This window comes from Caballeronia sp. GAWG2-1 (assembly GCF_023631405.1).
Lineage (GTDB): Bacteria > Pseudomonadota > Gammaproteobacteria > Burkholderiales > Burkholderiaceae > Caballeronia.
The window spans coordinates 28,184-50,138 of sequence record NZ_JALQDD010000004.1 but is presented as its reverse complement, the minus strand read 5'-3'; the positions used below and the strand labels follow the sequence as shown (position 1 = coordinate 50,138).

Sequence of the window (21,955 nt, the reverse complement as noted above, 5' to 3'; positions counted from 1 at the left end):
AATAGCTTTGCCTGTCCGCCAAGTCCCGCAGTTGGCTGCTGTCCTTTGATCGCTGCCGTTACAACCGACGCGATTGCTGGAATCAGGATTGCGTCGTCAACGCCAAATAGCTTTGCCTGTCCGCCAGGTCCAGCGGCCGGCTGCGTTCCTTTGATCGCTGCCGTTACAACCGACGCGATTGCCGGAATCAGGATGGCGTCGTCAACGCCAAATAGCTTTGCCAGTCCGCCAGGGCCAGCGGCTGGCTGTTGTCCTTTGATCGCTGCCGTTACAACCGACGCGATTGCCGGAATCAGGATGGCGTCGTCAACGCCGAATAGCTTCGCCTGTCCGCCAGGGCCAGCGGCTGGCTGCTGTCCTTTGATGGCTGCCGTCACAACCGACGCGATTACCGGAATCAGGATGGCGTCGTCGACGCCAAATAGCTTTGCCTGTCCGCCAAGTCCCGCAGTTGGCTGCTGCCCTTTGATCGCTGCCGTTACAACCGACGCGATTGCTGGAATCAGGGTGGCGTCGTCAACGCCGAATAGCTTTGCCTGTCCGCCAAGTCCCGCAGTTGGCTGCTGTCCTTTGATCGCTGCCGTTACAACCGACGCGATTGCTGGAATCAGGATTGCGTCGTCAACGCCAAATAGCGTTGCCTGTCCGCCAGGTCCAGCAGTTGGCTGCTGTCCTTTGATCGCTGCCGTTACAACCGACGCGATTGCCGGAATCAGGATGGCGTCGTCAATGCCGAATAGCTTCGCCTGTCCGAAAGGTTGTGTAACTGTCTGCCGATCGCTCTTCACAACACCGCCAATAATTGAGGCTATTGCAGAAATAAGCCTCGCCTCATCTGTATCTGCCGAATGTGCACGACTGATCAAGCCGGCAATGCCTTCTACAAGCGAACTTACATTTCCCTGCGTTTTCGCTGCGGTAGGCGCGGATATCGGCGGTAGGTTTAAAAAGCTCTTTGCTGCGAGCCCAGCCATTCCCTTAGGTTCTTTCACAACGGCGGTCTGCCCGAATCCCATTGCATGGAGCATTTTTGCCGCTTGATCGATCAGACTGGACGTTGAGGCGGCGACTCCTAAGGATTGAACAGATCGCAGGAGCGCAAAGGTGAAGGCGGAAAAGCCCGCAGTTGCAGACGTACTGGCCGCTGCGGTCTCACCCTCAAGACATGCCGATAGGAGCATCCCTTTCATTTGCACCTCGACGATCTCATCGCTCACTGGATTCATAAGCTTTGCAAGACCGCCCGCCATCACCAGCCGAGGCGCTTTTAGGAACGGCTTGTATTGAGTGCTTATCGCCTGGGTATCGACAAAATGCTTCGTTTCCAAAGGATCCGACTGAAAAGCCTTTATTTTGGCGGGCTCAATAGAATCCGACGCATTCAACATTCCGAACGCATCCGGCGAAAATAGATTGAAAGCCAATAAGCGAGGATTTACGACCGCCTTGAATAACTGTTTTTCCATTCCACCAGAAAAACAAGAGTCCAGCACCATTGTGAATATGCCGTTGGGCAACCCCTGAGTTCTGCCACTAATCTCGTCGTCGGAAAGCAAGCCATCATACAATACCAAAAATTCTTCTAATACTCCATTTCGAGGTCGCGTATCACCATGCCCCGAATAAAAAAACACTAGGCGATCGTCCGGGGTTGCATCGCGAAATAACCAATCCAGCCCTTCACCTACGCTCGCAAGCGTAGCGTCGGCGTCGGTCAGGGTGCGGACCTCGTCGAATTGGAGCGTGTTCAAAAGCAAGCTTTCGAAACCCGCAGCGTCGTTTTTACAACTTGGAAGATCATTTATCGTCCCCATATAATCGTTTATACCGACCACAACCGCTTTTTTCGTTCCTTTCGATATGGTGACCGCACTTGCGGACGTGCTTTTTACATCTTCGCCGTTCCCAGCGGTGGAGAAATCTCGCTTCTTACCGGATACGCTTTCGTCGATCTCATTACGCTTACTTTCGGGCCTAGCCATTTTTATCTCCTATTCGGCCGTTTAAAAGCATGAGCTACCTATAGCTTGAATAACTTGGATATCTGAATATTGAGCTATTCAAGATAAGACCAGGGTCTATAAGCTGACAATTTGCCTGTCAAGTTCTTTACGGATTACAAAGAAAGATAAGTTGTTCGTAGGCTAGGACTAAAAAGCTAAAAAATCCACTACGACAGGGTTTATACGTAGTGAACGCGATAACGCGCTGTGTTTTGAGGGTCCAGGGCAAGCGGCGCAGTTGCAGTCCCGTAGCGTCGCGTGGATGAATGAAGGGATGCCGCATTTTGATAGTTTTTGCGTGCAAAAGGCTCTTCTTAGTCTTTTCAACGGTCACACGATGTCCAACGGACTGTCGAGGGCATTGCGGGTCAATGGCGTGCATTGCTGCGCTACACCCGCACTTCCCAATGGTTTGACGGGCAATATGGAGACAAAGTAGGCCAATGCCACGGATTCTAATCCGCAGGTCCGGGGTTCGAATCCCTGATTCGCCACCAACAACACTCGTGACTTGCCCGCCGCGAAGTGACGCGACGCTTCTCAAACGCCTCCTCGTTCGAATCAAGGGAGATGTTTGCTTACAAATGTCACACCGAACGCGTCCACCGGGTAGCAAACGCGGCGTTATAGCAGGCAGGCATCAATGCCTTGCAAGCACTCAACGGAGACGCTGCCATGAACGCCGTACCCCAGTTCGATCAAAAGCCCTCGCGTATTCATCCGCTCATGGCGGCGGCCGCCGTCTCGGTGATCCTCGCTTGCGGCACGGGCGTGGCCGCGATGACCGGCCTTCTGCCGTCATCGAAAGCCACCGCGACGGCCGTGACGGCTTCGCCGCTGGTAGATGCGCAAGTCGCCAAGGCGTCGCCCGCAAGCGCGCCGGCTCTGACTGGAAGCGACGCGGATCGATTGCCGCGTGCGGTTCGCGGGCATCACTTGAAACCGGCGTCGACGACGGCACATAGCGTGGCGGCCGCGGCGCCCGCAGCGGTCGAAGCCCAACCGGCGTACGATCCGTATGCCGGCCAGGTCATGGCGGTGAACGCGGTGCAGACCGCGCAACCCACCACGGGTCTCGGTGCAATAGGCGGCGCGGTCGTCGGCGGTTTGGCGGGGACGCAGATCGGTAACGGTCGCGGACGCACGGCGGCGACGATCATCGGCGCACTTGGCGGCGGGCTCGCGGGCAATCAGATCGAACATGTCGTCCACAAGACGACGACGTATCAGGTGCAAGTCCGCATGAACGATGGCAGCGTGCGCAGCTTCAATTACGACAGCGCGCCCGGCGTCGCGGTCGGCGAGCGAGTGCGCGTGGCGGGTGAATCGCTGAGCCCGGCTTGAGAACGGCGCGCCTTTGCAAAGCCTGACGCGTCCTAAGACAACACTAATTATCGAGTGCGATGATGTTTCCATGCTCATTGCACGAAGCGTCCCGGCCCGCCGGTTCGGGTGCGCGAGCAAGAACCTGTTCCGGAGATTTCCGTGAAGAAAAAATCGACGAATACGAGGTCCGGCCGTCCTGCCATGTCGCCGCTGTTGCGCGCGCTGACCTATAGCCGCGCCGCCCGCGAACCGATGACCAACGCCATGCTGCTTCAAGCCTATGCCGCACTCGACGCCCTCCGGCGCGGACACGGCTCGAAGCCGCTCTTCATGGCGCTGTGCCGGCATCTGCTGATCGCGGAAGAACTCGGCCAGCTCGGTCACGTGACGGATCACGCCGACGACATCACCGCAGCCTATGAAGCGCTCGTCGAACTGGACGAGCGGCACACCGGCACGGGCGAGTGGACGCTCGACGACGCGGCGCACGCCAACCTGTGCGATGCACTCGCCATCTATGCCGACCAGCTCGAAGACGCGACACTCGAACACATCGCGCAAGCCGAAGCACGCATGGTCACGCAATCGCTCGTCGCGGCGAACCTGCGTCACGAGGCCAAACACGAAGAACTGGCTTAGTCGAAAAGCCGATCGGACGGTTAAGGGTTTATCCGCCACGTATCTTGCTTGCGTGTGTTCGAGAACGAACACTCATACAAAACCGTTGCCTCGATACTGTGTCTGCGCACGGGGGAAGTCGATTCAAGCGCAAACGGACCACAAAAAAGATGGGCGGCATTCGACCGAGTTGTGGGTAAAGGCACAGGCGCGCCAGGCAGGTAACGAATAAAGAGCGCACGGTTTTGCCAACAGCCCGGCGAGTAGCAGGCGAACCACGCCATCGCTCCGACAAAGAAGCTCAAAAGCCGGCACTCGCCGGCTTTTCTTTTTTGCGCGACTCAGCGGTACTTCGAAAACACCGTCCGGCCGCACTCCGCACACCATGAACGCTGCGCGGATTCGATATCCGCATCCCAGACGTGTCCCCACGCGCATCGCCAGGAAGGCGGCGCCTTGATGTCGGCACGGCCCGGCGATAACAGCGCACCGCCGCGCATCTGCGCGATGCCATGCAAGCGCTGCATCTCGACCTCGCGCCGGTGCGACGCGCAGTTCATGCAACGAATATTCTGAGCCGCATCTACCGCGTCGTCCCAGTGATGGCCACGGTCGCAAGCCCAGAGCGTGAGCGTCGCATCGTTCGCGTCTTGCAGATAACGGTCGCGATAGCGCGCGGCGTCATTCATCAAGGCGTTTCGTCTCTTGTCGTTATTCTGATTGTTCATTGCCTCTGCAACCTCTCAATGACGTCCGCCGCCCTCCGCCTCCGAGCGCGAAGTCGTCACCACGATGCCGTTCGGGTCGAAATGCGCGTTGAACATGGCGTCGCGATTCACGCCATCTTCGAGCCAGTGCCAACTCCACACGCGTTCCTGCTTCAGTCGATACTCCGCGACGGTGGTCGGCTTGCCAAGCAACCGGCGCACTTCATCCTGCGTCATGCCGGGCCTTACCTTCGCGATATTCGCCGCGGTCAGAACCTGCGTCACCGACACGAAGAGTCCGTCGGCGTCGAGATCGACGAAATAGGTGTTCGTTCCCGCCGGGCCGCGCGGATATTCGAGCCGCTTGGAACCGTCGGTGAAAGTCCGTTCGATTTCCGGGTCGCCCATCTGACTGCGAATCTGCGCCTCGGTCGTGACGCCAGGCTGCAAATCCTTCAGCAGCAGATTGTCGGGCTTCACGGCATTGAAAATTGCCTTGAGCTTGTTCAACCCATCCTCGCTTTGCTGCTGATCGCAGCCAGCAAGCAATGACAGCGCGACACATGCCGCGCCCATGACTTTCTTCACCATCACTCTCCTTCGACCTTCATTTTTCAACCTTCATTCTTCAACCACCTGCGCCAAGCAGGGGCAACGGGTCAACCGCCGCGCCCGACTTGCGTACTTCGAAATGCAGCTCCGGAGAGCCGCTCGGTCCCGTGCCCATGTCGGCGATGGTCGCACCTTGCTTGACCGTATCGCCTTCGTGCACGAGCAGCTTGTCGTTATAGGCGTAGGCGGTCAGAAAATCGTTGCCATGCCGCACGATGATCATGCGCCCATACGAGCGCAAGCCGCTGCCCGCATACACGACCTTGCCGCCGGCCGCCGCCTTCACGGGTTGCCCGACCTTGCCGGAGATATCGATTCCCTTGTTGCCGCTCGCGCCGAACTTGCGCACGACCTCGCCCTTCGCGGGCCACACGAACGTGCCCCTGGCCGCGCTCACATGTTCTTCGCTGGCTTCGGGCGCGGGCTTTTGCGCGACGGACTTTTCGGTCTTGTCGCTCGATGACTTCTGCGGTGTGGGAATGAGCGGCGGCATGTCTTTCTTTTGCGCCGTGCTCGCGGATGCCACGGCTGCGCCCGGCGGCGCCACGCGCAACAGCTGTCCGATATTCACCTGCTTGCTTTCGGGCAGCGTGTTCCATTTGGCGAGGTCGTCGGGCTTCTGCTTGTAGTTTCGCGCGATGCCGTAAAGCGTGTCGCCCGGCTTCACGCGATAGAAGCCCGGCTCCGCTGGCGGCGCGTTGAGCGGCACGACCGGCGCGGGAATGACGGCGGGCGACGTCGTCTGAACGACAGGCGGCGCGCTCGACGCCGAACTCTCGACGATAGGCGCGGGCGTGCGCGGTGTGGAGGAACATCCGGCGAGCATTGCCGCGACCGCTGCCCCCGCGATGCCCGCGCGGCTGAATAGCTTGAAACCTTCCATTTGCATCGACACCAACGTTCTCATTCTCTTGTTCTAGTCTCTTGCAGCGTGTTCAAAGCCCACAGCGCCGATTACAGCAATGCGTCGCGCCGCTCCTGTTGCAATACGTGAAACGATCAACATCCGCCAGCATAAAACATTACCGAAACAATTCCGCCGTCGTGACATAAACGACACACGTGGCCATTCGGTGCACCGGGCGTTTCGGCATTCTAAATTTTGATCAAATTACACACTATCTTCGGCGCGCTTGCCGTGTCTGGCGCGAGCCGTGGCATCGACAAAACTTGACACTCAGGCCGGTCCGCGTGGCCGTTCTTTGGGCTAAATTCACCGCGCTCGAAAGCAGGAGCTTCCTGCAGTCCTGCAATCATCCAATCTCTCGGAGTTTTTTCTCATGAATTTCTTGCAACACGGAATCATCCTCTGGCTGATCATCGGCGGCGTCGCGGGCTGGCTCGCCGGTCTCATCATGAACGGCAGCGGCTTCGGCGTGATCGTCGACATTATCGTCGGCGTGGTCGGCGGTCTGATCGGCGGCTGGCTGTTCGGCACGCTCGGTATCTCGTTCGGCGGCGGCATCTTCGGCTCGCTCGTGACGGCCGTGATCGGCGCAGTCGTGCTGCTGTTCCTTATCCGCCTGATTCGCCGCGGATAAAACGCATCGAGCGAGGCGCGCAGTAACACGCGTCTCGCTCGATTTCAGTGCCCCGAAGCAGCAATCGGCCGTTACGGCTTACGCCTTCGAGCGCCGCCGCGTCAGCTTCCAAAGCGCACCCAGCGCGATCGGCACCACTGCCGCGCCGATTCCCACCAGCACGATCACGTTCAAATACTGCCGAATGAACGGAATGTTGCCGAAGAAGTAGCCGAGTAGCACGAGCAACAGGACCCAAACCAGCGCGCCCAGAATATTGAAGAACTGAAAGCGCGTGTGATTCATCGACGAAGCGCCCGCCACGAACGGCGCGAAGGTCCGTACCACCGGCACGAAGCGCGCGATCACGATAGTCTTGCCGCCGTGATGCTCATAAAAGTTGTGGGTCTTCTGCAGCGCCGCGCGGTCGAGAAAGCGCTCCAGCACGGGAATGTTGGTGTCGAACACCTTCGGGCCGATAGCACGCCCGATCCAGTAATTCACCGTGTTCCCCAGAACAGCCGCCACGAGCAGCAGCACGATGAGCGCGCTCAAGTCCATCGCGTGGGACGCGGCAAACGCGCCGCCGATGAACAACAGCGAATCGCCCGGCAGGAACGGGAATACGACGAGCCCGGTTTCGCAGAACACGATGAGGAACAACACCGCATAAACCCAAGCGCCGTAGTGCTGGATAAAGACACCGAGCGACTTGTCGATGTGAAGGATCATCCCTAGAAATTGCAGCAGCGTGTCCAAAAGCTTTCCTCGAAAAAAATGGCCCGGCGCGACAGGAATCTGCCCGCCGTCAAGAACCGTGGAAGGTCGCGCCATGATACCGAACGCAAACGCGCCTTCAATTAGGAAGCGCTCATCCAGACGCCGTCTCGACGCCCTTTTGCCGCCAAAATCGCGCATCGGGACGCTCGGATGCGAATCGCTATAATTCGGGATGGCCGAACTCAACGATCCCTCCGCCTACACATTGACCGCAGACGCCGCGCGCGGTTCGCGCGCCATCGCGCCGCTTCCCGACCAGCTCATCAGCCAGATCGCGGCGGGCGAGGTGGTGGAACGGCCGGCATCGGTCGTGAAGGAACTGCTGGAAAACGCGCTCGATGCAAGCGCGCGCACCCTGCGCATCACGCTCGATGAAGGCGGCGTGAAGCGAATCGTCATTGCCGATGACGGCAGCGGCATTCCGCCCAACGAACTTCCGCTCGCGCTTTTACGCCACGCGACCAGCAAAATCCGCTCGCTCGCGGACCTGGAAGCCGTCGCCACGCTCGGCTTTCGCGGCGAGGCAATTGCCTCGATCGCTTCCGTCGCGGAGTTGTTCATCACGAGCCGCACCGAGAGTTGTCCGCACGCGACGCGCATCGACGCGCAAACGGGCGCCATTTCCCCGGCAGCCGGCACGGTCGGCACCACCATGGAAGTGCGCGAGCTGTACTTCAACACGCCCGCGCGGCGCAAGTTCCTCAAGAGCGAACAGACCGAACTCGGGCATTGCCTCGATGTGATCCGGCGCATGGCGCTCGCGCGCCCGGACGTCGCCATTTCGGTGATGCACAACGGCAAGGCCGTCGAGCATTGGAACGCGAGCGATCCGCGGACGCGCGTCGCGAAGATCCTCGGCGAGGTGTTCGAAACCGCGCATCTGCCGCTCGATGAACGCGCCGGGCCGCTCGCCGTCTACGGTTGCGCGGGCCTGCCGACCGCCAGTCGCGGACGCGCCGATCAACAGTATTTCTTCGTCAACGGCCGCTTCGTGCGCGACAAGCTGCTGACGCACGCGGTGCGCGCGGCCTATGAAGACGTGCTGCATGGCAATCGCTATCCGGCCTATGTGCTGTTTCTCGACTTGCCGCCCGAATCGGTGGATGTGAACGTGCATCCGTCGAAGATCGAAGTGCGCTTTCGCGATTCGCGCTCGATTCACCAATACGTGTTTCATGCCGTGCAGCGCGCGCTTGCGCGGCAAGCGGGCGCGTCGCCGGAAACCACGTCGGGCGGGCATGCGGCGCAGTTGTCGCCGACCGGACCGGCTTCGTTCAGCGCAAAGCCTTACGCCACGGGCAGCGGCGATACGGCGCCGATGCGCGGCGAAAACGGCACGTCATGGATGCGCCAGTCGCGCATGACGCAGGGCACCTTGCCTGTCGCGCAGCCGCTTGCGCTGTACGACGCGCTCTTCGGCCGCAAGGACAACGCCGCGCCCGAGGCGTCGCCTTCGGTGGCGTGGGCCGGCGAAAGCGCGCCGGCTTATGCGCCGCGACCCGCTCCGCTCGATCACGCCGATGACCAGCCGCTCGGCTTCGCCGTCGGGCAGATTCACGGCATCTACGTGCTTGCGCAAAATGCGCGCGGACTCGTGATCGTCGACATGCACGCCGCGCACGAACGCATTCTCTACGAGCAGTTCAAGAATGCGCTTGCGGATCGTGCGATCGTCGTGCAGCCGCTTCTCATTCCGGTATCGATGACGGCGGATGCGGTCGAGATCGGCATCGTCGAGGAAGAGCGCGCCACGCTCGATGCGCTCGGCTTCGATCTGGCCGTGCTCTCGCCGACATCGATTGCCATTCGCGCAGTTCCCGCGCTGCTCAAGGATGCCGATCTGCAAGCGCTTGCGCGCGCCGTGCTGGCGGATTTGCAGGCGTATGGCGGGTCGCGCGTGCTCACCGAGCGTCAGCACGAGTTGCTTGGAACGCTCGCGTGCCATCACGCCGTGCGCGCCAACCGGCGCCTTACGCTCGATGAAATGAATGGCCTTTTGCGCCAGATGGAAGCAACCGAACGCGCCGATCAATGCAATCACGGCCGGCCGACGTGGTTCCAACTCACGCTCGCCGACCTCGACCGTCTCTTCATGCGCGGACAATGACGGCTCGTTCCATCGCGTGTTTATTGGGGCCGACGGCATCGGGGAAGACAGCGGCGGCACTTGCGTTCGCCGCGCGCTCGGCGCGGCCGGTCGAGATTATCAGCGTGGATTCGGCGCTGGTTTATCGCGAGATGGATATCGGCACGGCCAAACCGAGCGCGGAAGAACGCGCGCTGGCCGCGCATCATCTGATCGATATCATCGATCCCTCACAGAGCTATTCCGCCGCGCAGTTTCGCGGCGATGCGCTGCGGCTCGTCGGCGAGATCGTCGCGCGCGGGCATGTGCCGCTGCTGGTCGGCGGCACGATGCTGTACTTCAAGGCGCTCACGCAGGGCTTGAACGACTTGCCTCCCGCCGATGCCGATACGCGCGCTCTTCTGGATGCCGATGCCGCGCGCGACGGCTGGCCGGCGTTGCATGCGCGACTTGCGTCAATCGATCCGCAAACCGCCGCGCGTCTCGCGCCGAATGACTCGCAGCGCATTCAACGCGCGCTCGAAGTGTTCATGCTCACCGGGCAGCCGATGTCGGCGCTGCTTGCCGCGCCGCGCGAGTCTTCGGGCGATGCGCCGTATCGCTTCGTGCCGATTGCACTCGAACCTTCGGATCGCGCGGTGCTGCATGCGCGTATCGCGGCACGCTTCGATGCGATGCTGGCGCACGGTTTCATCGACGAAGTGAAGCGGCTGCGCGCCCGTGGCGACCTCGATCTGTCGATGCCGTCGATGCGTTGCGTGGGTTATCGGCAAGCATGGGAGTATCTCGACGGCGCGACACGCTATGACGAAATGCGCGATAAGGGCGTCTTCGCGACGAGGCAGTTGTGCAAGCGGCAGTTGACGTGGCTGCGTTCGATACCGGAGCGGGCGGTGGTGGATTGTTGCGCGGGGGATGCAACGGAGCGGGCGGTGGCGACGGTGTTGGCGGTCGCGGGGTGAGTGGCGTCAAGAAAAGCGGCGAAACCGGTTCTCGCTTGCGCTTCATGCCTCAAGGCAAAGCCGCGTTATCATTCATGCGTGGCTTCTTATCGTTCCGTCCCATGACCAAACCTTCATCAGCGCTCGAAGTGCATCGCAACGACGTTCGTCGCATCATCGCGGCCAACCATGCGGCAAATCCGCGGGTATTCGGCTCGGTTCTTCACGGCGAAGACGACGACGGCAGCGATCTCGATATTTTGGTTGATGCTCTACAGGGAGCGACGCTTTTCGACCTTGGAGCAATTCAGGTCGAACTGGAAGAACTGCTCGGCGTGCCGGTGGACGTCGTGACACCGCAAGACTTGCCAATGAAGTTTCGATCCGTTGTTCTGAGTGAGGCGCGCGCGGTATGAATGCAAAACAGCGCCAGTTGCGCCTGACCGACTATATCGACCATCTGCTGGACGCTTCGCGAACTGCACGCGGCTACGTTCAGAAGCTGAGCAAGGAAGACTTCGTCGCTAATCGGATGGTTCAGCAGCCGGTTATTCTGACCCTCATCGTAATAGGGGAAGCCGCGGTTCAAATTGAGGCCGAGTTTCCCGACTTCGCGGAAAGCAACGCTGCCGTACCGTGGAAAAGCTACGCGGCATGCGCAATCGCATGACACACGGCTATTTCGATACGAATCTGGACATTGTTTGGGAAACGGTGCAAAGCGCGCTGCCCGAACTCGAACGCGTCCTCGCGCAGCCGTCTGAGTAATGTCGTTGCTGTAGTTGAAAAACAAAAACCCCCGCCACCAGCGAGGGTTTTCAACACCGACATCACAACGCGGCAAGCCTTCAAACCACCACCGTCTGCGCCTCCCCTTCCGCGCTTTCCCGCACCACACCAATCTGCCAAACCTGTTCACCCGCTGCCGACAGCAAGCCCGTGGCTGCCTGCGCGTCTTCCGCCGCGACGATCACCGCCATGCCGATGCCGCAGTTGAACACGCGATGCATCTCCGCATCCGCGACGCCGCCGTGCTTCTGCAGCCATGCGAACAGCGGCGGCAAAGGCCAAGCGCGATGGTCCAGCTCTGCCGTCAACCCTTCGCGCAGCGCACGCGGAATGTTTTCGACGAGACCGCCGCCCGTGATATGCGCCATGCCCTTCACGGTCACGGTCTGCATGGCCGACAGCAGCGACTTCACGTAGATGCGCGTGGGCGCCATCAGCGCGTCGGCGAGCGAACGGCCGTCGAAATCGGCGTTCAAATCGGGATTTGCCCGCTCGATGATCTTGCGCACCAGCGAATACCCATTCGAATGGATACCGCTCGACGCGAGACCCAGCACGATATCGCCCGGCTTGATCGCGCTGCCGTCGATAATCTTGCTCTTCTCCACCGCGCCGACCGCGAAGCCCGCGAGGTCGTACTCGCCGTCCGGGTACATGCCCGGCATTTCCGCCGTCTCGCCGCCGATCAGCGCGCAGCCCGCATATTCGCAACCCTGCGCGATGCCCTTCACCACGTCCGCCGCCGTATCCACGTCCAGCTTGCCGCAGGCGAAATAGTCGAGGAAAAAGAGCGGTTCCGCGCCCTGCACGAGGATGTCGTTCACGCTCATGGCGACGAGATCCTGGCCCACCGTGTCGTGCCGGTTCAGTTCGAACGCAAGACGCAGCTTGGTGCCGACGCCGTCCGTGCCCGACACGAGCACCGGTTCCTTGTACTTCTTGGGCACTTCGAACAGCGCGCCGAATCCGCCGATGCCGCCCAGCACGCCTTCGCGCAAGGTTTTCTTGGCGAACGGCTTGATCCGGTCGACGAGCGCGTCGCCTGCGTCGATGTCGACGCCCGCATCGCGATACGACAAACCGGGAGCATCAGGGGCGGATTTCGGTTGATTCATGGGGGGAGCGCAAGAAGGTCGGTAAAATGCGATTTTACCCGATGACAGCCGTCCGGCTGGTTTTCCCGCGCGTGCATCGAAGCCTGCCGGCGCTCTTTTCGAGATCGAATACGGTCCGGCGAAAGCAGCGGCGCCGCGCGCGAAAGGCGGCCAGCGGCGGCGTTTCGAACATCGGCGCACCCGAACCGCCTGTTTTCAAGACACGACGAAGACAAGACGAAGACACAACCGATCCGCCCAAACAGCCCGAACCGACTCCTTTCTCACGTGCAACGCCAACTGACGCTCGACCTGGGCACACCACCGCCCGCCACCTTCGACAACTTCTTCGCCGCGAGCAACCACGAACTGGTGACGCGCCTGCGCGAGCTCGAAGGCGCGCTCGCGGCCGGACCCGTCGCGGATCGCACGTTCTATATCTGGGGCGAAGCCGGCAGCGGCCGCAGCCATCTGCTGCACGCGCTCGTGTACGAGGCGAACGGCCGCGCGCGCTTTCTGAGCCCGCAAAGCGCGCTGAACGCGTTCGGTTTCGATCCGCGCGTGACGCTCTACGCCGTCGACGATTGCGACGGCCTCTCGCCCGCGCAACAAATCGCGCTGTTCAATCTCTTCAACGAAGTGCGCGCTTATCCCGCCAGCGCGCTCGTCGCGACCGGCAATGTCGCGCCAATGCAGCTCGCCGTGCGCGAGGACCTGCGCACGCGGCTCGGCTGGGGCCTCGTGTTCCATCTGCTGCCGCTCGCGGATGACGCCAAGGCGTCGGTGCTGCGGCACGCGGCGCGCGAGCGCGGCATCGTGCTGGCCGAAGGCGTGCCCGCTTATCTGCTCACGCATTTCCGGCGCGACATGCCGAGTCTCATGGCGCTGCTCGACGAACTCGACCGCTTCTCGCTCGAAAAAAAGCGCGCCGTGACCATGCCGCTTTTGCGCACCGTGCTCGCGCGCTTCGGCCAGCCTTCGTGGGACCTGGCCGGGTCCGAGACGGAAAGCGCATCGCCCGATTCCATCGACCTGTTCGGCGAGCCTCACGCGCACGCCGCTACAGACAACGCTCCGACCCGCTTCAAGTAAAATGCGCTCCCATGAACCTAGCCCTCTTTGATCTCGACCACACGCTCATTCCCACCGACAGCGACCACGAATGGGGCCGCTTCATGGTCAAGCTCGGTATCGTCGATGCAGACAGCTTCGCGCGGCAAAACGATGCCTTCTACGCTCAATACCAGGCGGGCGTGCTCGATATCAACGCGTATTTGCACGCCATGCTGGGGCCGCTTGCCAAGCATTCGCGCGAGCAACTAGACGACTGGCACGCGCAGTACATGCGCGAGGTGATCAATCCGCGCATCGTCCCGGCTGCCGTCACGCTCGTGCGCGAGCATCAGGATAATGGCGATCTCTGCTGCCTCGTCACCGCGACCAACGCGTTCATCACCGCGCCTATCGCGGAAGCGTTCGGCATCGAAACGCTGATCGCTTGCGAATTCGAAACCGTCGACAACGACCCGCAAGGGGCGCTCACGGGCCGGCCGACCGGCACGCCGAGTTATCGCGAAGGCAAGATCGTGCGGGTCGAGGAATGGCTCGGCACGCTCGGCAAGTCGCTCGCCGACTTCAAACACAGCTATTTTTATAGCGATTCGCACAACGACATCCCGTTGCTCGAACGCGTGACCGACCCGGTCGCAACCAATCCCGACGACACCCTGCGCGCGCATGCGCAAGCCAAAGGCTGGCGCATTCTGAACCTCTTCGATACACGTGATTAAAAAACTCATCCGCAAGCTGTTCGGACAAGAAAGCGCCGATACCACCGATGGCGACGTTCAAGCCAGCGCTTCGTCAGAAACGAAACCGGCTCGCAAGAGCACGCGCAAGAAAACCGTCGCGCCGCCCAAGCGCGATCCGAGCGTGCCGGTCATCCTGTCGTCGGATGTTCATGGCATCGATCCTTCGCTCATCTCGAAGAACGCGGTGCGCGTGACCGACGGGCTGCAACAGGCGGGGCATCGCGCGTTCATCGTCGGCGGCGCGGTGCGCGATCTCCTGCTCGGCGTCGCGCCCAAAGACTTCGATGTCGCGACCGACGCCACGCCCGACGAAGTGCAACGGCTTTTCAGGCGCGCGCGCATCATCGGGCGGCGCTTTCAGATCGTGCACGTGCAGTTCGGGCAGGAGATCATCGAGACTTCCACGTTCCGCGCGCTCGTGGATGCACCGTCCGCGCAAACCGCGCCCGCCGCCGAAGCGCCACGCCGCTACAAGCGCAGCGAACTCGACACGCGCACGCACGCGGTCGACGCGAGCGGCCGCGTCTTGCGCGACAACGTGTGGGGCGAGCAGCACGAAGACGCCACGCGCCGCGACTTCACCATCAACGCGATGTACTACGATCCGGCCACGCAAACCGTGCTGGATTATCACGACGGCATGGCCGACATCCGCGCGCGCCTGTTGCGCATGATCGGCGACCCGGCCACGCGTTATCGCGAAGACCCGGTGCGGATGCTGCGCGTCGTGCGCTTCGCGGCCAAGCTCGGCTTCGAGATCGACGACGCCACGCGCGCGCCCATTCAAGAACTCGCCGATCTCATGGACAACGTGCCCGCCGCGCGTCTGTTCGACGAGATGCTTAAGCTCTTGCTTTCCGGTCACGCATTGGCGTGTCTCACGCGTCTGCGCAAGGAAGGGCTGCATCATGGCGTCCTGCCTTTGCTCGATGTCGTGCTGGAGCAACCGCATGGCGAGAAGTTCGTCACGCTCGCGTTGACGAGCACCGACCAACGCGTGCGCGCGGGCAAGCCGGTGTCGCCGGGCTTTCTCTTCGCCACGCTGCTTTGGCACGATGTGCAGACGCGCTGGCAACAGTTCACCGCAGCCGGCGACTATCCGGTGCCGGCGCTGCATCGCGCAATGGACGACGTGCTCGACATGCAGACCGAAAAGCTCGCCATTCACAAGCGTTTTTCGTCGGATATGCGCGAGATCTGGGGGCTTCAGCATCGGCTCGAAAAGCGCGGCCGCACCGCCTTGAAGCTGCTGGAACATCCGCGCTTCAGAGCGGGTTATGATTTCTTGCTGCTGCGTTGCGAGTCGGGCGAACTGGATGCCGAAATCGGTCAATGGTGGACCGATTTCATCGAAGCCGATCACGCCGATCGCGAAGCATTGCTTTCGCAAGGCGGCACGAAAGATCGCGGTCCGAAGAAACGCCGGCGGCGCAGCAACGCGAAGCGCAAGAACGGCGAGACCGTGGAGCACGAAGCACACGAAGCAGGCGCGGCGAGCGACTCGGGCCCAGTCGAAGGCGCCGACAACGAATAACGCCGCTTTTCGTTACAGTAGCGAATACAGGTTTGCCCCCGGGCCGTATCGCCGGGATCTACCCGCTTTTCGCCGAACGACGGCGTAGGACTTCTGCCATGACGATTGCTTATCTGGGCCTGGGAGCGAATCTCGGCGATGCGCGCCAGACCCTGAAAGACGCAGTCGTGTGTCTCGCCCAGCAGCACACGATCACCGTGCTCGCCAAATCGAGCCTTTACCGCACCGCGCCGATCGACTCTTCGGGCGACGACTATTTCAATTGCGTCGTGAAGCTCGAAACATCGTTGCCGGCGCGCGCGCTTTTGCGCTTGTGTCACCACATCGAGGAACAATTCGGGCGCGAGCGGCCGTATCGCAATGCGCCGCGCACGCTCGACCTCGACATCCTGCTGTATGGCCAGTCGGGCATCGACGAAGCGGACCTGATCGTGCCACATCCGCGCATGACGGAGCGCGCGTTCGTGCTCGTGCCGCTGCTTGAACTCGAACCCGAACTCGTCATTCCGCAACGCGGCCGCGCCAATGCATTTCTCGCGGGCGTCGCCGATCAGCGTATCGAGCAGGTCGCGACCTGCCAATGTCAGGTGCTCACGCGCGCCGCTCCATCCAGTGCAGCAGAGGCACCCGCTGCCGCCACCAAACCCAATTGCCGATGAGCGCTCCGCCTCTCACTGTCACCGCGCCGCAACTGCGCCCGCCGCACCGCTATATCGCAATCGAAGGTCCGATCGGCGTGGGCAAGACCACGCTTGCAACCTTGCTCGCCGAACGCTGGTCCATGCGCACGCTGTTCGAGCGCCCGCAGGACAACCCGTTTCTCGAACGCTTTTATCGCGACACCACGCGCCATGCGCTCGCGACGCAACTGAGTTTCGCGTTGCAGCGCGTGACGCAGACGCGCGAAGCCGCGGAAATGCTCACCGGCCATACGCCGTTGATCGCGGACTTCCTCACGCAGAAGAGCGAGCTTTTCGCACGCCTCACGCTGCCCGACGACGAGTTCCAGCTGTACAAGGACCTGGCCTCACGCATCGGTACGACCGGGCCCGCGCCGGATTTCGTCGTGTATCTGCAGGCGAGTCCCGAAGTGCTGTTTTCGCGCATTCAAAAACGCGCGCTGCCCATGGAACTGCAGATTTCGGATTCATATCTGCGCGCACTGTGCGATGCGTATAACGAGTTCTTCTATCACTACGACGCAACGCCGCTGCTCACGGTGAACGCGGAGCATCTGAACCCGCTGACATCGGAAGAAGATCTCGCGTTGCTCGTCGAGCGCATCGAGACCATGCGCGGACGCAAGGAATCTTTCGTGAAAGGCGTGTCGGTCTGAGCGCTTGGCTTGCTGCTGTTTTCCCCTAATCGAGTTTTGAAACGACCATGACGTACTTGCAGGAAACGAGCCGTTCGGCGATCACCGTCCCGAAACTCCAGGCCATGCGTGAAGCCGGCGAGAAAATCGCGATGCTCACGTGCTACGACGCGAGCTTCGCCGCGCTGCTCGATCGCGCGGGCGTCGACGTCATGCTGATCGGCGATTCGCTCGGCAACGTGCTTCAGGGCCATGCGACGACGCTGCCGGTCACGCTCGCGGACATCGCGTATCACACGGCTTGCGTGGCGCGCGGCAGCAAGGGCGCGCTGATCGTCGCGGATATGCCGTTCGGCACCATCGGATCGCGCGAGGAAACCTACGCCAACGCCGTGCAACTGATGCGCGCCGGCGCGCAGATGGTGAAGCTCGAAGGCGGCGAATGGCTTGCGGACACGGTGCGCTTTCTCGTCGAGCGTTCGATTCCCGTGTGCGGACACGTCGGTCTCACGCCGCAATCGGTGCACGCGTTCGGCGGTTTCAAGGTGCAGGGCAAGTCCGAAGCGGCCGCCGAGCAAATGCGCCGCGACGCGCTGGCGCTCCAGCAGGCGGGCGCCCGCTTACTCGTGATCGAAGCCGTGCCGACGCTGCTCGCGCGCGAAGTGACCGAGAGTCTGGCGATTCCGACAATCGGCATTGGCGCGGGCATCGACTGCTCGGGACAGGTGTTGGTGCTGCACGACATGCTCGGCATCTTCCACGGCAAGCGTCCGCGTTTCGTCAAGGATTTCATGCAGGGACAGCCGACCATTTTCGCGGCGGTCGACGCGTACGTGCGCGCAGTGCGTGAAGGCACATTCCCCGGCCCGGAACACACCTTCTGATTTTTTTGACGCCGATTGCGTTTTGTCGTACATATGGCGAGATTCTTGCAAAGTAAGCTGCGAACAGTCACCAAGAACAAGAACAGCCATGTGGCAAGTCCTTCCCGATGAATATATCCGCGCGCAGATGGCCGTCGGCGCGCTCGTCGCTTTCGGCGTCGCGCGCGTCGTTGCGGCGGCAATTGGCGCGCAGCGTGGCTGGCGCATTCCTGTCGTTACCAACTGGTTCATTGGCGTGGCGGGCATTTTCTGCGCGCCGCAAATGCTCGAAGTGCTGCTCGTTGCAAGCTCGCACACGGCTTATGTCGAATTGCAGGGGAAAGTGATCGGCTGCGCGGTGGCGCTCTTCTGTGCGCCGATCGTCAGCCATCGGCTGGGATACGAGTAAGCGTTCGAAACGCGTTCAGCCGGCGAGCGCCGCGCCCGGCACGCCGTGAGATAACACCGACGCCGTGGCGAACACGCAAAGCATCAGCACCGCTTCAAGGCGCATCACGTTGATGACCGTGTGCGCATCCATCGTCGATGCCGTGCGCTGCAGGCGCGGCAACACCGACCAGCGGTTGAGCGCACCCAAGGCGAGCGCCGCCAGAACCAGTCCCGTTTTCACGATCAGCGCGTGCCCCCAGTTGCTGTCGACGAGCACCGCCGCCGATCCGTCCGTGCCGCGCCACGCGTTGAACACGCCCGTCGCGATGATGACGATCACCGCGAGCGTCGCCGCCCGCGACATGCGCGCGACGTTGCGAATCAACGACGCACGCGCCACCGATGTTCCGAGCGCCGGCAACACCGCCAGCGCGCCCACGATGACGATCCCGCCCCACACGCCCGTGGCAAGCAGATGCAGCGTCTGCACGGCTTCGGCGAGGGAAAACGCGCCGGCATCGGCGGCATGGCCGATAGCCGCTTTCCCTGCAGCGGCCACGAGCGCGCCGAAGATCGCGAACCCTGTCTTCGATGCGCCTTGCGGTCTGCCCGTCGCGCAGGCCAGCACGATCACCAGGCCGCCCGCCAACGCCACCAGCCAGCCGATGCCCGCTTGCGTGCTAGTCGCGACGAGCCACAGCGACGCGCCCGCATCGCTGACAGGCGAACCGCTCATCGCCGCGGCCTGAAGCCACAAGCACACGAAGTTGCAAGCCACGAAGGTAATTGCGGCCACGGTTCCGGCACGCGCTGCATGCCGCCAACCCCGATGCGCAGGCGAAACGACCGCGTGCGCTCTTTCGCCGCAGAGCCACGCGTCGAAGAGCGCCGCGCCAAGCGCACAGGCAAACGCCGTATCGCTCAATGCTCCGAATACGACCTGCGCGAGCCAGAGAAAGTCGAAATCGCCGTTCATGGCGCCGCCGTGGACGCTTCGGGAACGCCAATTGTTGGATGTAAGGCTGGGGAGATCATGGAAGAACCTGCGAGTCTCGGCCCGCGCAGTCTAAACGAACGCACCTTGCGCGGCACCATTGAAAGGTCTTGAACCTGTGCATCGAGCTTCCTAAGCTTGCCGTGAGAATGGAGTGCAGCGACCCCGTTTTTCGCACGAAGAAAGTCGATGCTTTGTCGACATGCATTTGTGTTGCGCTATGTCAAAGTTCTTGGTTGCGACGCGGCAGATTGTCGCGATTGCGCCTCAGTGAGGGCGGAAAGTTGTGTCAAATAGTCATCATCATGCATCGATGATAGAATTCCGCGTCGCATCAGAGGCTCGTCGAGCCACTATGGCCGTGGCCCGCCACCCTCCGCCACCCAACGCGTGGCCGTGGTTCGCCACCTTCGCACCGAGCCGCACGAAGCTCGGCAGGTCCCCGAATTTCATGGAGTGTCGCGTGTTTTCAAGACGCATTTTTCGTCCGCTGCTCGCTTTGGCCGTCGTCAGCAGCGCCGGCGTATTCGGCGCGGGTCAGGCACAAGCCCAGGCGCAGAACCAGCCGATCGCCCCGGACACCATGGCAGCGCGCGTGCAAGGCTGCACGGCATGTCACGGTGTTCATGGCGAAGGCACGGACAATGACTATTTCCCGCGTCTTGCCGGCAAGCCTGCCGATTATCTGTACAACCAGCTCCAGAATTTCCGCGAAGGCCGGCGCAAGTATCCGCCTATGAACTACCTCGTCACGTATCTCTCGGACGACTACCTTCATCAGATCGCCGGATACTTCTCGAGCCAGCGCCCGCCGTATCCGCCGCCCGCCAAGACGAATGTTTCGGCTTCCACGCTTGCGCGCGGCCAGCAAATCGTGCTGAACGGCGATGCATCGAAGAACATTCCCGCCTGCGCGGCCTGTCACGGCAAGGGTCTGACCGGCATGCAGCCGGCCATTCCGGGCCTCGTCGGGTTGCACTCGGATTACATCAGCGCGCAAGTCGGCGCATGGAAATCGGGCACGCGCCACGCGAAAGCGCCTGACTGCATGCAGCAAATCGCCTCGCGCCTGACCGACGACGACGTGACCGCCGTCGCCGCCTGGCTCTCAACGCAAACCGCACCCGCCAACCCGGTGCCCGCGCCCGCTGGCTCGTTGAAGATGCCGCTGACCTGCGGCAGCGAACCGCAATAAGGCGTCTGGAGCGACAACATAATGAAACGCAAGTCCCTGTTCGCACTCTCCTCGGCTGTCGTGGTGGCAGCCGTCGCAGCCGCCGCCGTCCTCTGGTCGGGCGGCGACAACCTGCATTCGGGCGGCGCCGTCGCGGCGACGCCTACCGACAAAGCCGCGCTGATCAAACAAGGCGAATACCTCGCGCGCGCCGGCGACTGTATCGCGTGCCACACGGTGCGCGGCGGCAAGGAATTCGCGGGCGGCCTGCCCATGGCGACGCCGTTCGGCACCATGTTCACGCCGAACATCACGCCGGACGATCAATTCGGCATCGGCAAATGGACGTCGGACGACTTTTACCGCGCGATGCACACCGGCCGCTCGAAGGACGGCAGTCTGCTCTATCCAGGCTTCCCGTTCACGAGCTACACGAAGGTCACGCGCGCCGACTCGGACGCGATCTACGCGTATCTGCGCTCCGTCCCGCCGGTCAACGAAGCGAGCCGTCCGCATGAACTGCGCTTCCCGTTCAACAACCGCAATCTGCTGATCGGCTGGCGCACCCTGTTCTTCAGCGAAGGCGAGTACAAGCCGGACCCGACCAAATCGGTCGAATGGAACCGCGGCGCGTATCTGGTCGAAGGCCTTGGTCATTGCGCCATGTGCCATACGTCGATCAACGCCATGGGCGGTCCGGTCAGCTCGGCGGCATTTGCCGGCGGTCTGATTCCGCTGCAAAACTGGTATGCGCCGTCGTTGACGTCGAACAAGGAAGCCGGTCTCGGCGACTGGGACATCAAGGACATCAACGACTTGCTGAAGTCCGGCGTGTCGCAGCGTGGCGCGGTGTTCGGCCCGATGGCCGAAGTCGTCCACAACAGCTTGCAGTACATGACCGACGGCGACATCAACGCGATCTCGACGTATCTCAAGTCGATTCCGCAAAAGAAGGAAGCGCCGGAGTCGTTGCAGCTCGAAACCTCCGAGAAGTTCGGCGGCGAATTGCTGACCATGGGCAAGAAGGTCTATACCGAGAACTGCGCGAAGTGTCACCAGGAGAATGGTCTCGGCAAGCCGCCGGCATATCCGCCGCTCGCGAATAACCAGTCCATCCAGATGCCGTCGGCCGTCAACCCGATTCGCATGACGCTCAACGGTGGTTATCCGCCGAGCACGGGTGGCAACCCGATGCCGCACGGCATGCCGCCGTTCGCGCAGTCGCTGTCGGATACGGAAGTGGCCGCGGTCGTGACGTACATCCGTATGTCGTGGGGCAATCACGGCACGCCGGTGTCGCCGCAGCAGGTGAGTAATCTGCGTTCGGCGCCGCTCGACTGACATTCGGGAAAGACAGCGTACAATACGCACTGGGGCGCAGCCTTCAACTTAGGCCGC

The 21,955-nt window shown here is 61.8% G+C and carries 22 protein-coding genes and 1 pseudogene; 16 read left to right on the top strand and 7 right to left on the bottom strand.

The window, feature by feature from the left end; translation table 11 throughout:
• Nucleotides 1-1,982, bottom strand: a 1,982-nt coding sequence (locus tag NCR98_RS02390; protein ID WP_250525420.1) for a caspase family protein, incomplete at its 3' end; no start/stop codon positions are given.
• A 696-nt stretch (nucleotides 1,983-2,678) separates the two neighbouring features.
• On the opposite strand from NCR98_RS02390, the gene NCR98_RS02385 reads away from it, so the two are divergent.
• The gene (locus NCR98_RS02385) at nucleotides 2,679-3,347 is read left to right on the top strand and encodes a glycine zipper 2TM domain-containing protein (protein ID WP_250525419.1); all 669 of its coding nucleotides are present in this window, start codon (nucleotides 2,679-2,681) and stop codon (nucleotides 3,345-3,347) included.
• Between the two features lie 141 nt (nucleotides 3,348-3,488).
• Nucleotides 3,489-3,968 carry a hypothetical protein gene (locus tag NCR98_RS02380; RefSeq protein WP_250525418.1) on the top strand — a complete coding sequence of 160 codons (480 nt, stop codon included), beginning with the start codon at nucleotides 3,489-3,491 and terminating at the stop codon, nucleotides 3,966-3,968.
• A gap of 320 nt (nucleotides 3,969-4,288) precedes the next feature.
• On the opposite strand, the gene NCR98_RS02375 is transcribed toward NCR98_RS02380, so the two are convergent.
• Genes NCR98_RS02375 through NCR98_RS02365 form a run of 3 tightly spaced genes read right to left on the bottom strand, consistent with a single transcriptional unit; the run spans nucleotide 4,289 to nucleotide 6,173 of the window.
• Nucleotides 4,289-4,636: a hypothetical protein gene (locus NCR98_RS02375; RefSeq protein ID WP_244827090.1), complete on the bottom strand. Its 348-nt coding sequence runs from the start codon at nucleotides 4,634-4,636 to the stop codon at nucleotides 4,289-4,291.
• A gap of 54 nt (nucleotides 4,637-4,690) precedes the next feature.
• Nucleotides 4,691-5,245: an outer membrane protein assembly factor BamE domain-containing protein gene (bamE, locus tag NCR98_RS02370; protein WP_244827089.1), complete on the bottom strand. Its 555-nt coding sequence runs from the start codon at nucleotides 5,243-5,245 to the stop codon at nucleotides 4,691-4,693.
• A gap of 37 nt (nucleotides 5,246-5,282) precedes the next feature.
• Complete coding sequence (locus NCR98_RS02365) at nucleotides 5,283-6,173, bottom strand: peptidoglycan DD-metalloendopeptidase family protein (RefSeq protein WP_250525417.1); 891 nt, start codon at nucleotides 6,171-6,173, stop codon at nucleotides 5,283-5,285.
• 382 nt (nucleotides 6,174-6,555) lie between these two features.
• Here NCR98_RS02365 and NCR98_RS02360 point away from each other — a divergent pair, with 382 nt between their 5' ends.
• Nucleotides 6,556-6,807 (top strand): GlsB/YeaQ/YmgE family stress response membrane protein, encoded by a 252-nt coding sequence (locus NCR98_RS02360; RefSeq protein WP_244827961.1) that lies wholly within the window; start codon nucleotides 6,556-6,558, stop codon nucleotides 6,805-6,807.
• 78 nt (nucleotides 6,808-6,885) lie between these two features.
• Here the strand turns inward: NCR98_RS02360 and NCR98_RS02355 are convergent, their stop codons facing one another.
• Complete coding sequence (locus NCR98_RS02355) at nucleotides 6,886-7,545, bottom strand: VTT domain-containing protein (protein WP_244827087.1); 660 nt, start codon at nucleotides 7,543-7,545, stop codon at nucleotides 6,886-6,888.
• A 193-nt stretch (nucleotides 7,546-7,738) separates the two neighbouring features.
• On the opposite strand from NCR98_RS02355, the gene mutL reads away from it, so the two are divergent.
• The 4 genes and pseudogenes from mutL to NCR98_RS02335 all read left to right on the top strand — a co-directional run bounded on the left by mutL (nucleotide 7,739) and on the right by NCR98_RS02335 (nucleotide 11,361).
• A complete protein-coding gene (gene mutL, locus NCR98_RS02350; RefSeq protein ID WP_250525416.1) occupies nucleotides 7,739-9,673 on the top strand; it encodes a DNA mismatch repair endonuclease MutL in 1,935 nt (644 codons plus the stop codon).
• Nucleotides 9,670-10,614 (top strand): tRNA (adenosine(37)-N6)-dimethylallyltransferase MiaA, encoded by a 945-nt coding sequence (gene miaA, locus NCR98_RS02345; RefSeq protein WP_250525415.1) that lies wholly within the window; start codon nucleotides 9,670-9,672, stop codon nucleotides 10,612-10,614. The genes mutL and miaA overlap by 4 nt, the downstream gene beginning before the upstream one ends.
• A 101-nt stretch (nucleotides 10,615-10,715) precedes the next feature.
• Nucleotides 10,716-11,009 carry a nucleotidyltransferase family protein gene (locus tag NCR98_RS02340; RefSeq protein ID WP_250463250.1) on the top strand — a complete coding sequence of 98 codons (294 nt, stop codon included), beginning with the start codon at nucleotides 10,716-10,718 and terminating at the stop codon, nucleotides 11,007-11,009.
• Nucleotides 11,006-11,361 (top strand): annotated as a pseudogene (locus tag NCR98_RS02335) (HepT-like ribonuclease domain-containing protein). Before NCR98_RS02340 ends, NCR98_RS02335 begins: the two are co-directional and overlap by 4 nt.
• 80 nt (nucleotides 11,362-11,441) lie before the next feature.
• Here NCR98_RS02335 and purM read toward each other — a convergent pair.
• Nucleotides 11,442-12,497 carry a phosphoribosylformylglycinamidine cyclo-ligase gene (gene purM / locus NCR98_RS02330; RefSeq protein WP_250525414.1) on the bottom strand — a complete coding sequence of 352 codons (1,056 nt, stop codon included), beginning with the start codon at nucleotides 12,495-12,497 and terminating at the stop codon, nucleotides 11,442-11,444.
• Nucleotides 12,498-12,764: 267 nt separating this feature from the next.
• Between purM and hda the strand changes: the two genes are divergently transcribed.
• From hda to NCR98_RS02295, 7 genes are all read left to right on the top strand, one after another.
• On the top strand, nucleotides 12,765-13,568 hold the full coding sequence (hda, locus tag NCR98_RS02325; RefSeq protein ID WP_244827083.1) for a DnaA regulatory inactivator Hda: 804 nt from the start codon (nucleotides 12,765-12,767) through the stop codon (nucleotides 13,566-13,568).
• A gap of 11 nt (nucleotides 13,569-13,579) precedes the next feature.
• Complete coding sequence (locus NCR98_RS02320) at nucleotides 13,580-14,266, top strand: histidinol-phosphatase (protein ID WP_244827082.1); 687 nt, start codon at nucleotides 13,580-13,582, stop codon at nucleotides 14,264-14,266.
• Nucleotides 14,259-15,821, top strand: coding sequence for a polynucleotide adenylyltransferase PcnB (pcnB, locus tag NCR98_RS02315; RefSeq protein ID WP_250525413.1), 1,563 nt, complete (start codon nucleotides 14,259-14,261; stop codon nucleotides 15,819-15,821). Before NCR98_RS02320 ends, pcnB begins: the two co-directional genes overlap by 8 nt.
• A gap of 98 nt (nucleotides 15,822-15,919) precedes the next feature.
• Entirely contained in the window at nucleotides 15,920-16,480 is a 561-nt protein-coding gene (folK, locus tag NCR98_RS02310) for a 2-amino-4-hydroxy-6-hydroxymethyldihydropteridine diphosphokinase (RefSeq protein ID WP_250463170.1), read from the top strand.
• Nucleotides 16,477-17,157, top strand: a complete 681-nt coding sequence (locus NCR98_RS02305; protein WP_244827079.1) for a deoxynucleoside kinase — start codon at nucleotides 16,477-16,479, stop codon at nucleotides 17,155-17,157. The genes folK and NCR98_RS02305 overlap by 4 nt, the downstream gene beginning before the upstream one ends.
• Before the next feature lie 47 nt (nucleotides 17,158-17,204).
• Entirely contained in the window at nucleotides 17,205-18,020 is an 816-nt protein-coding gene (gene panB / locus NCR98_RS02300) for a 3-methyl-2-oxobutanoate hydroxymethyltransferase (protein WP_244827078.1), read from the top strand.
• Nucleotides 18,021-18,108: 88 nt separating this feature from the next.
• Nucleotides 18,109-18,408 (top strand): hypothetical protein, encoded by a 300-nt coding sequence (locus tag NCR98_RS02295; protein WP_250463162.1) that lies wholly within the window; start codon nucleotides 18,109-18,111, stop codon nucleotides 18,406-18,408.
• 15 nt (nucleotides 18,409-18,423) lie between these two features.
• On the opposite strand, the gene NCR98_RS02290 is transcribed toward NCR98_RS02295, so the two are convergent.
• A complete protein-coding gene (locus tag NCR98_RS02290) occupies nucleotides 18,424-19,365 on the bottom strand; it encodes a CopD family protein (RefSeq protein ID WP_250525412.1) in 942 nt (313 codons plus the stop codon).
• 469 nt (nucleotides 19,366-19,834) lie between these two features.
• Between NCR98_RS02290 and NCR98_RS02285 the strand changes: the two genes are divergently transcribed.
• Complete coding sequence (locus NCR98_RS02285; RefSeq protein ID WP_244827960.1) at nucleotides 19,835-20,578, top strand: c-type cytochrome; 744 nt, start codon at nucleotides 19,835-19,837, stop codon at nucleotides 20,576-20,578.
• A 21-nt stretch (nucleotides 20,579-20,599) separates the two neighbouring features.
• Complete coding sequence (locus tag NCR98_RS02280; RefSeq protein WP_250463157.1) at nucleotides 20,600-21,898, top strand: cytochrome c; 1,299 nt, start codon at nucleotides 20,600-20,602, stop codon at nucleotides 21,896-21,898.
• The last annotated feature ends 57 nt before the right edge of the window (nucleotides 21,899-21,955 follow it).

Coding starts and splice junctions, on each gene's coding strand:
- NCR98_RS02385 (WP_250525419.1), top strand. CDS start 2,679: ATGAACGCCGTACCCCAGTTCGATCAAAAGCCCTCGCGTATTCATCCG.
- NCR98_RS02375 (WP_244827090.1), bottom strand. CDS start 4,636: ATGAATGACGCCGCGCGCTATCGCGACCGTTATCTGCAAGACGCGAAC.
- bamE (WP_244827089.1), bottom strand. CDS start 5,245: ATGGTGAAGAAAGTCATGGGCGCGGCATGTGTCGCGCTGTCATTGCTT.
- NCR98_RS02365 (WP_250525417.1), bottom strand. CDS start 6,173: ATGAGAACGTTGGTGTCGATGCAAATGGAAGGTTTCAAGCTATTCAGC.
- mutL (WP_250525416.1), top strand. CDS start 7,739: ATGGCCGAACTCAACGATCCCTCCGCCTACACATTGACCGCAGACGCC.
- miaA (WP_250525415.1), top strand. CDS start 9,670: ATGACGGCTCGTTCCATCGCGTGTTTATTGGGGCCGACGGCATCGGGG.
- NCR98_RS02340 (WP_250463250.1), top strand. CDS start 10,716: ATGACCAAACCTTCATCAGCGCTCGAAGTGCATCGCAACGACGTTCGT.
- purM (WP_250525414.1), bottom strand. CDS start 12,497: ATGAATCAACCGAAATCCGCCCCTGATGCTCCCGGTTTGTCGTATCGC.
- NCR98_RS02320 (WP_244827082.1), top strand. CDS start 13,580: ATGAACCTAGCCCTCTTTGATCTCGACCACACGCTCATTCCCACCGAC.
- folK (WP_250463170.1), top strand. CDS start 15,920: ATGACGATTGCTTATCTGGGCCTGGGAGCGAATCTCGGCGATGCGCGC.
- NCR98_RS02305 (WP_244827079.1), top strand. CDS start 16,477: ATGAGCGCTCCGCCTCTCACTGTCACCGCGCCGCAACTGCGCCCGCCG.
- panB (WP_244827078.1), top strand. CDS start 17,205: ATGACGTACTTGCAGGAAACGAGCCGTTCGGCGATCACCGTCCCGAAA.
- NCR98_RS02295 (WP_250463162.1), top strand. CDS start 18,109: ATGTGGCAAGTCCTTCCCGATGAATATATCCGCGCGCAGATGGCCGTC.
- NCR98_RS02290 (WP_250525412.1), bottom strand. CDS start 19,365: ATGAACGGCGATTTCGACTTTCTCTGGCTCGCGCAGGTCGTATTCGGA.
- NCR98_RS02285 (WP_244827960.1), top strand. CDS start 19,835: ATGGAGTGTCGCGTGTTTTCAAGACGCATTTTTCGTCCGCTGCTCGCT.
- NCR98_RS02280 (WP_250463157.1), top strand. CDS start 20,600: ATGAAACGCAAGTCCCTGTTCGCACTCTCCTCGGCTGTCGTGGTGGCA.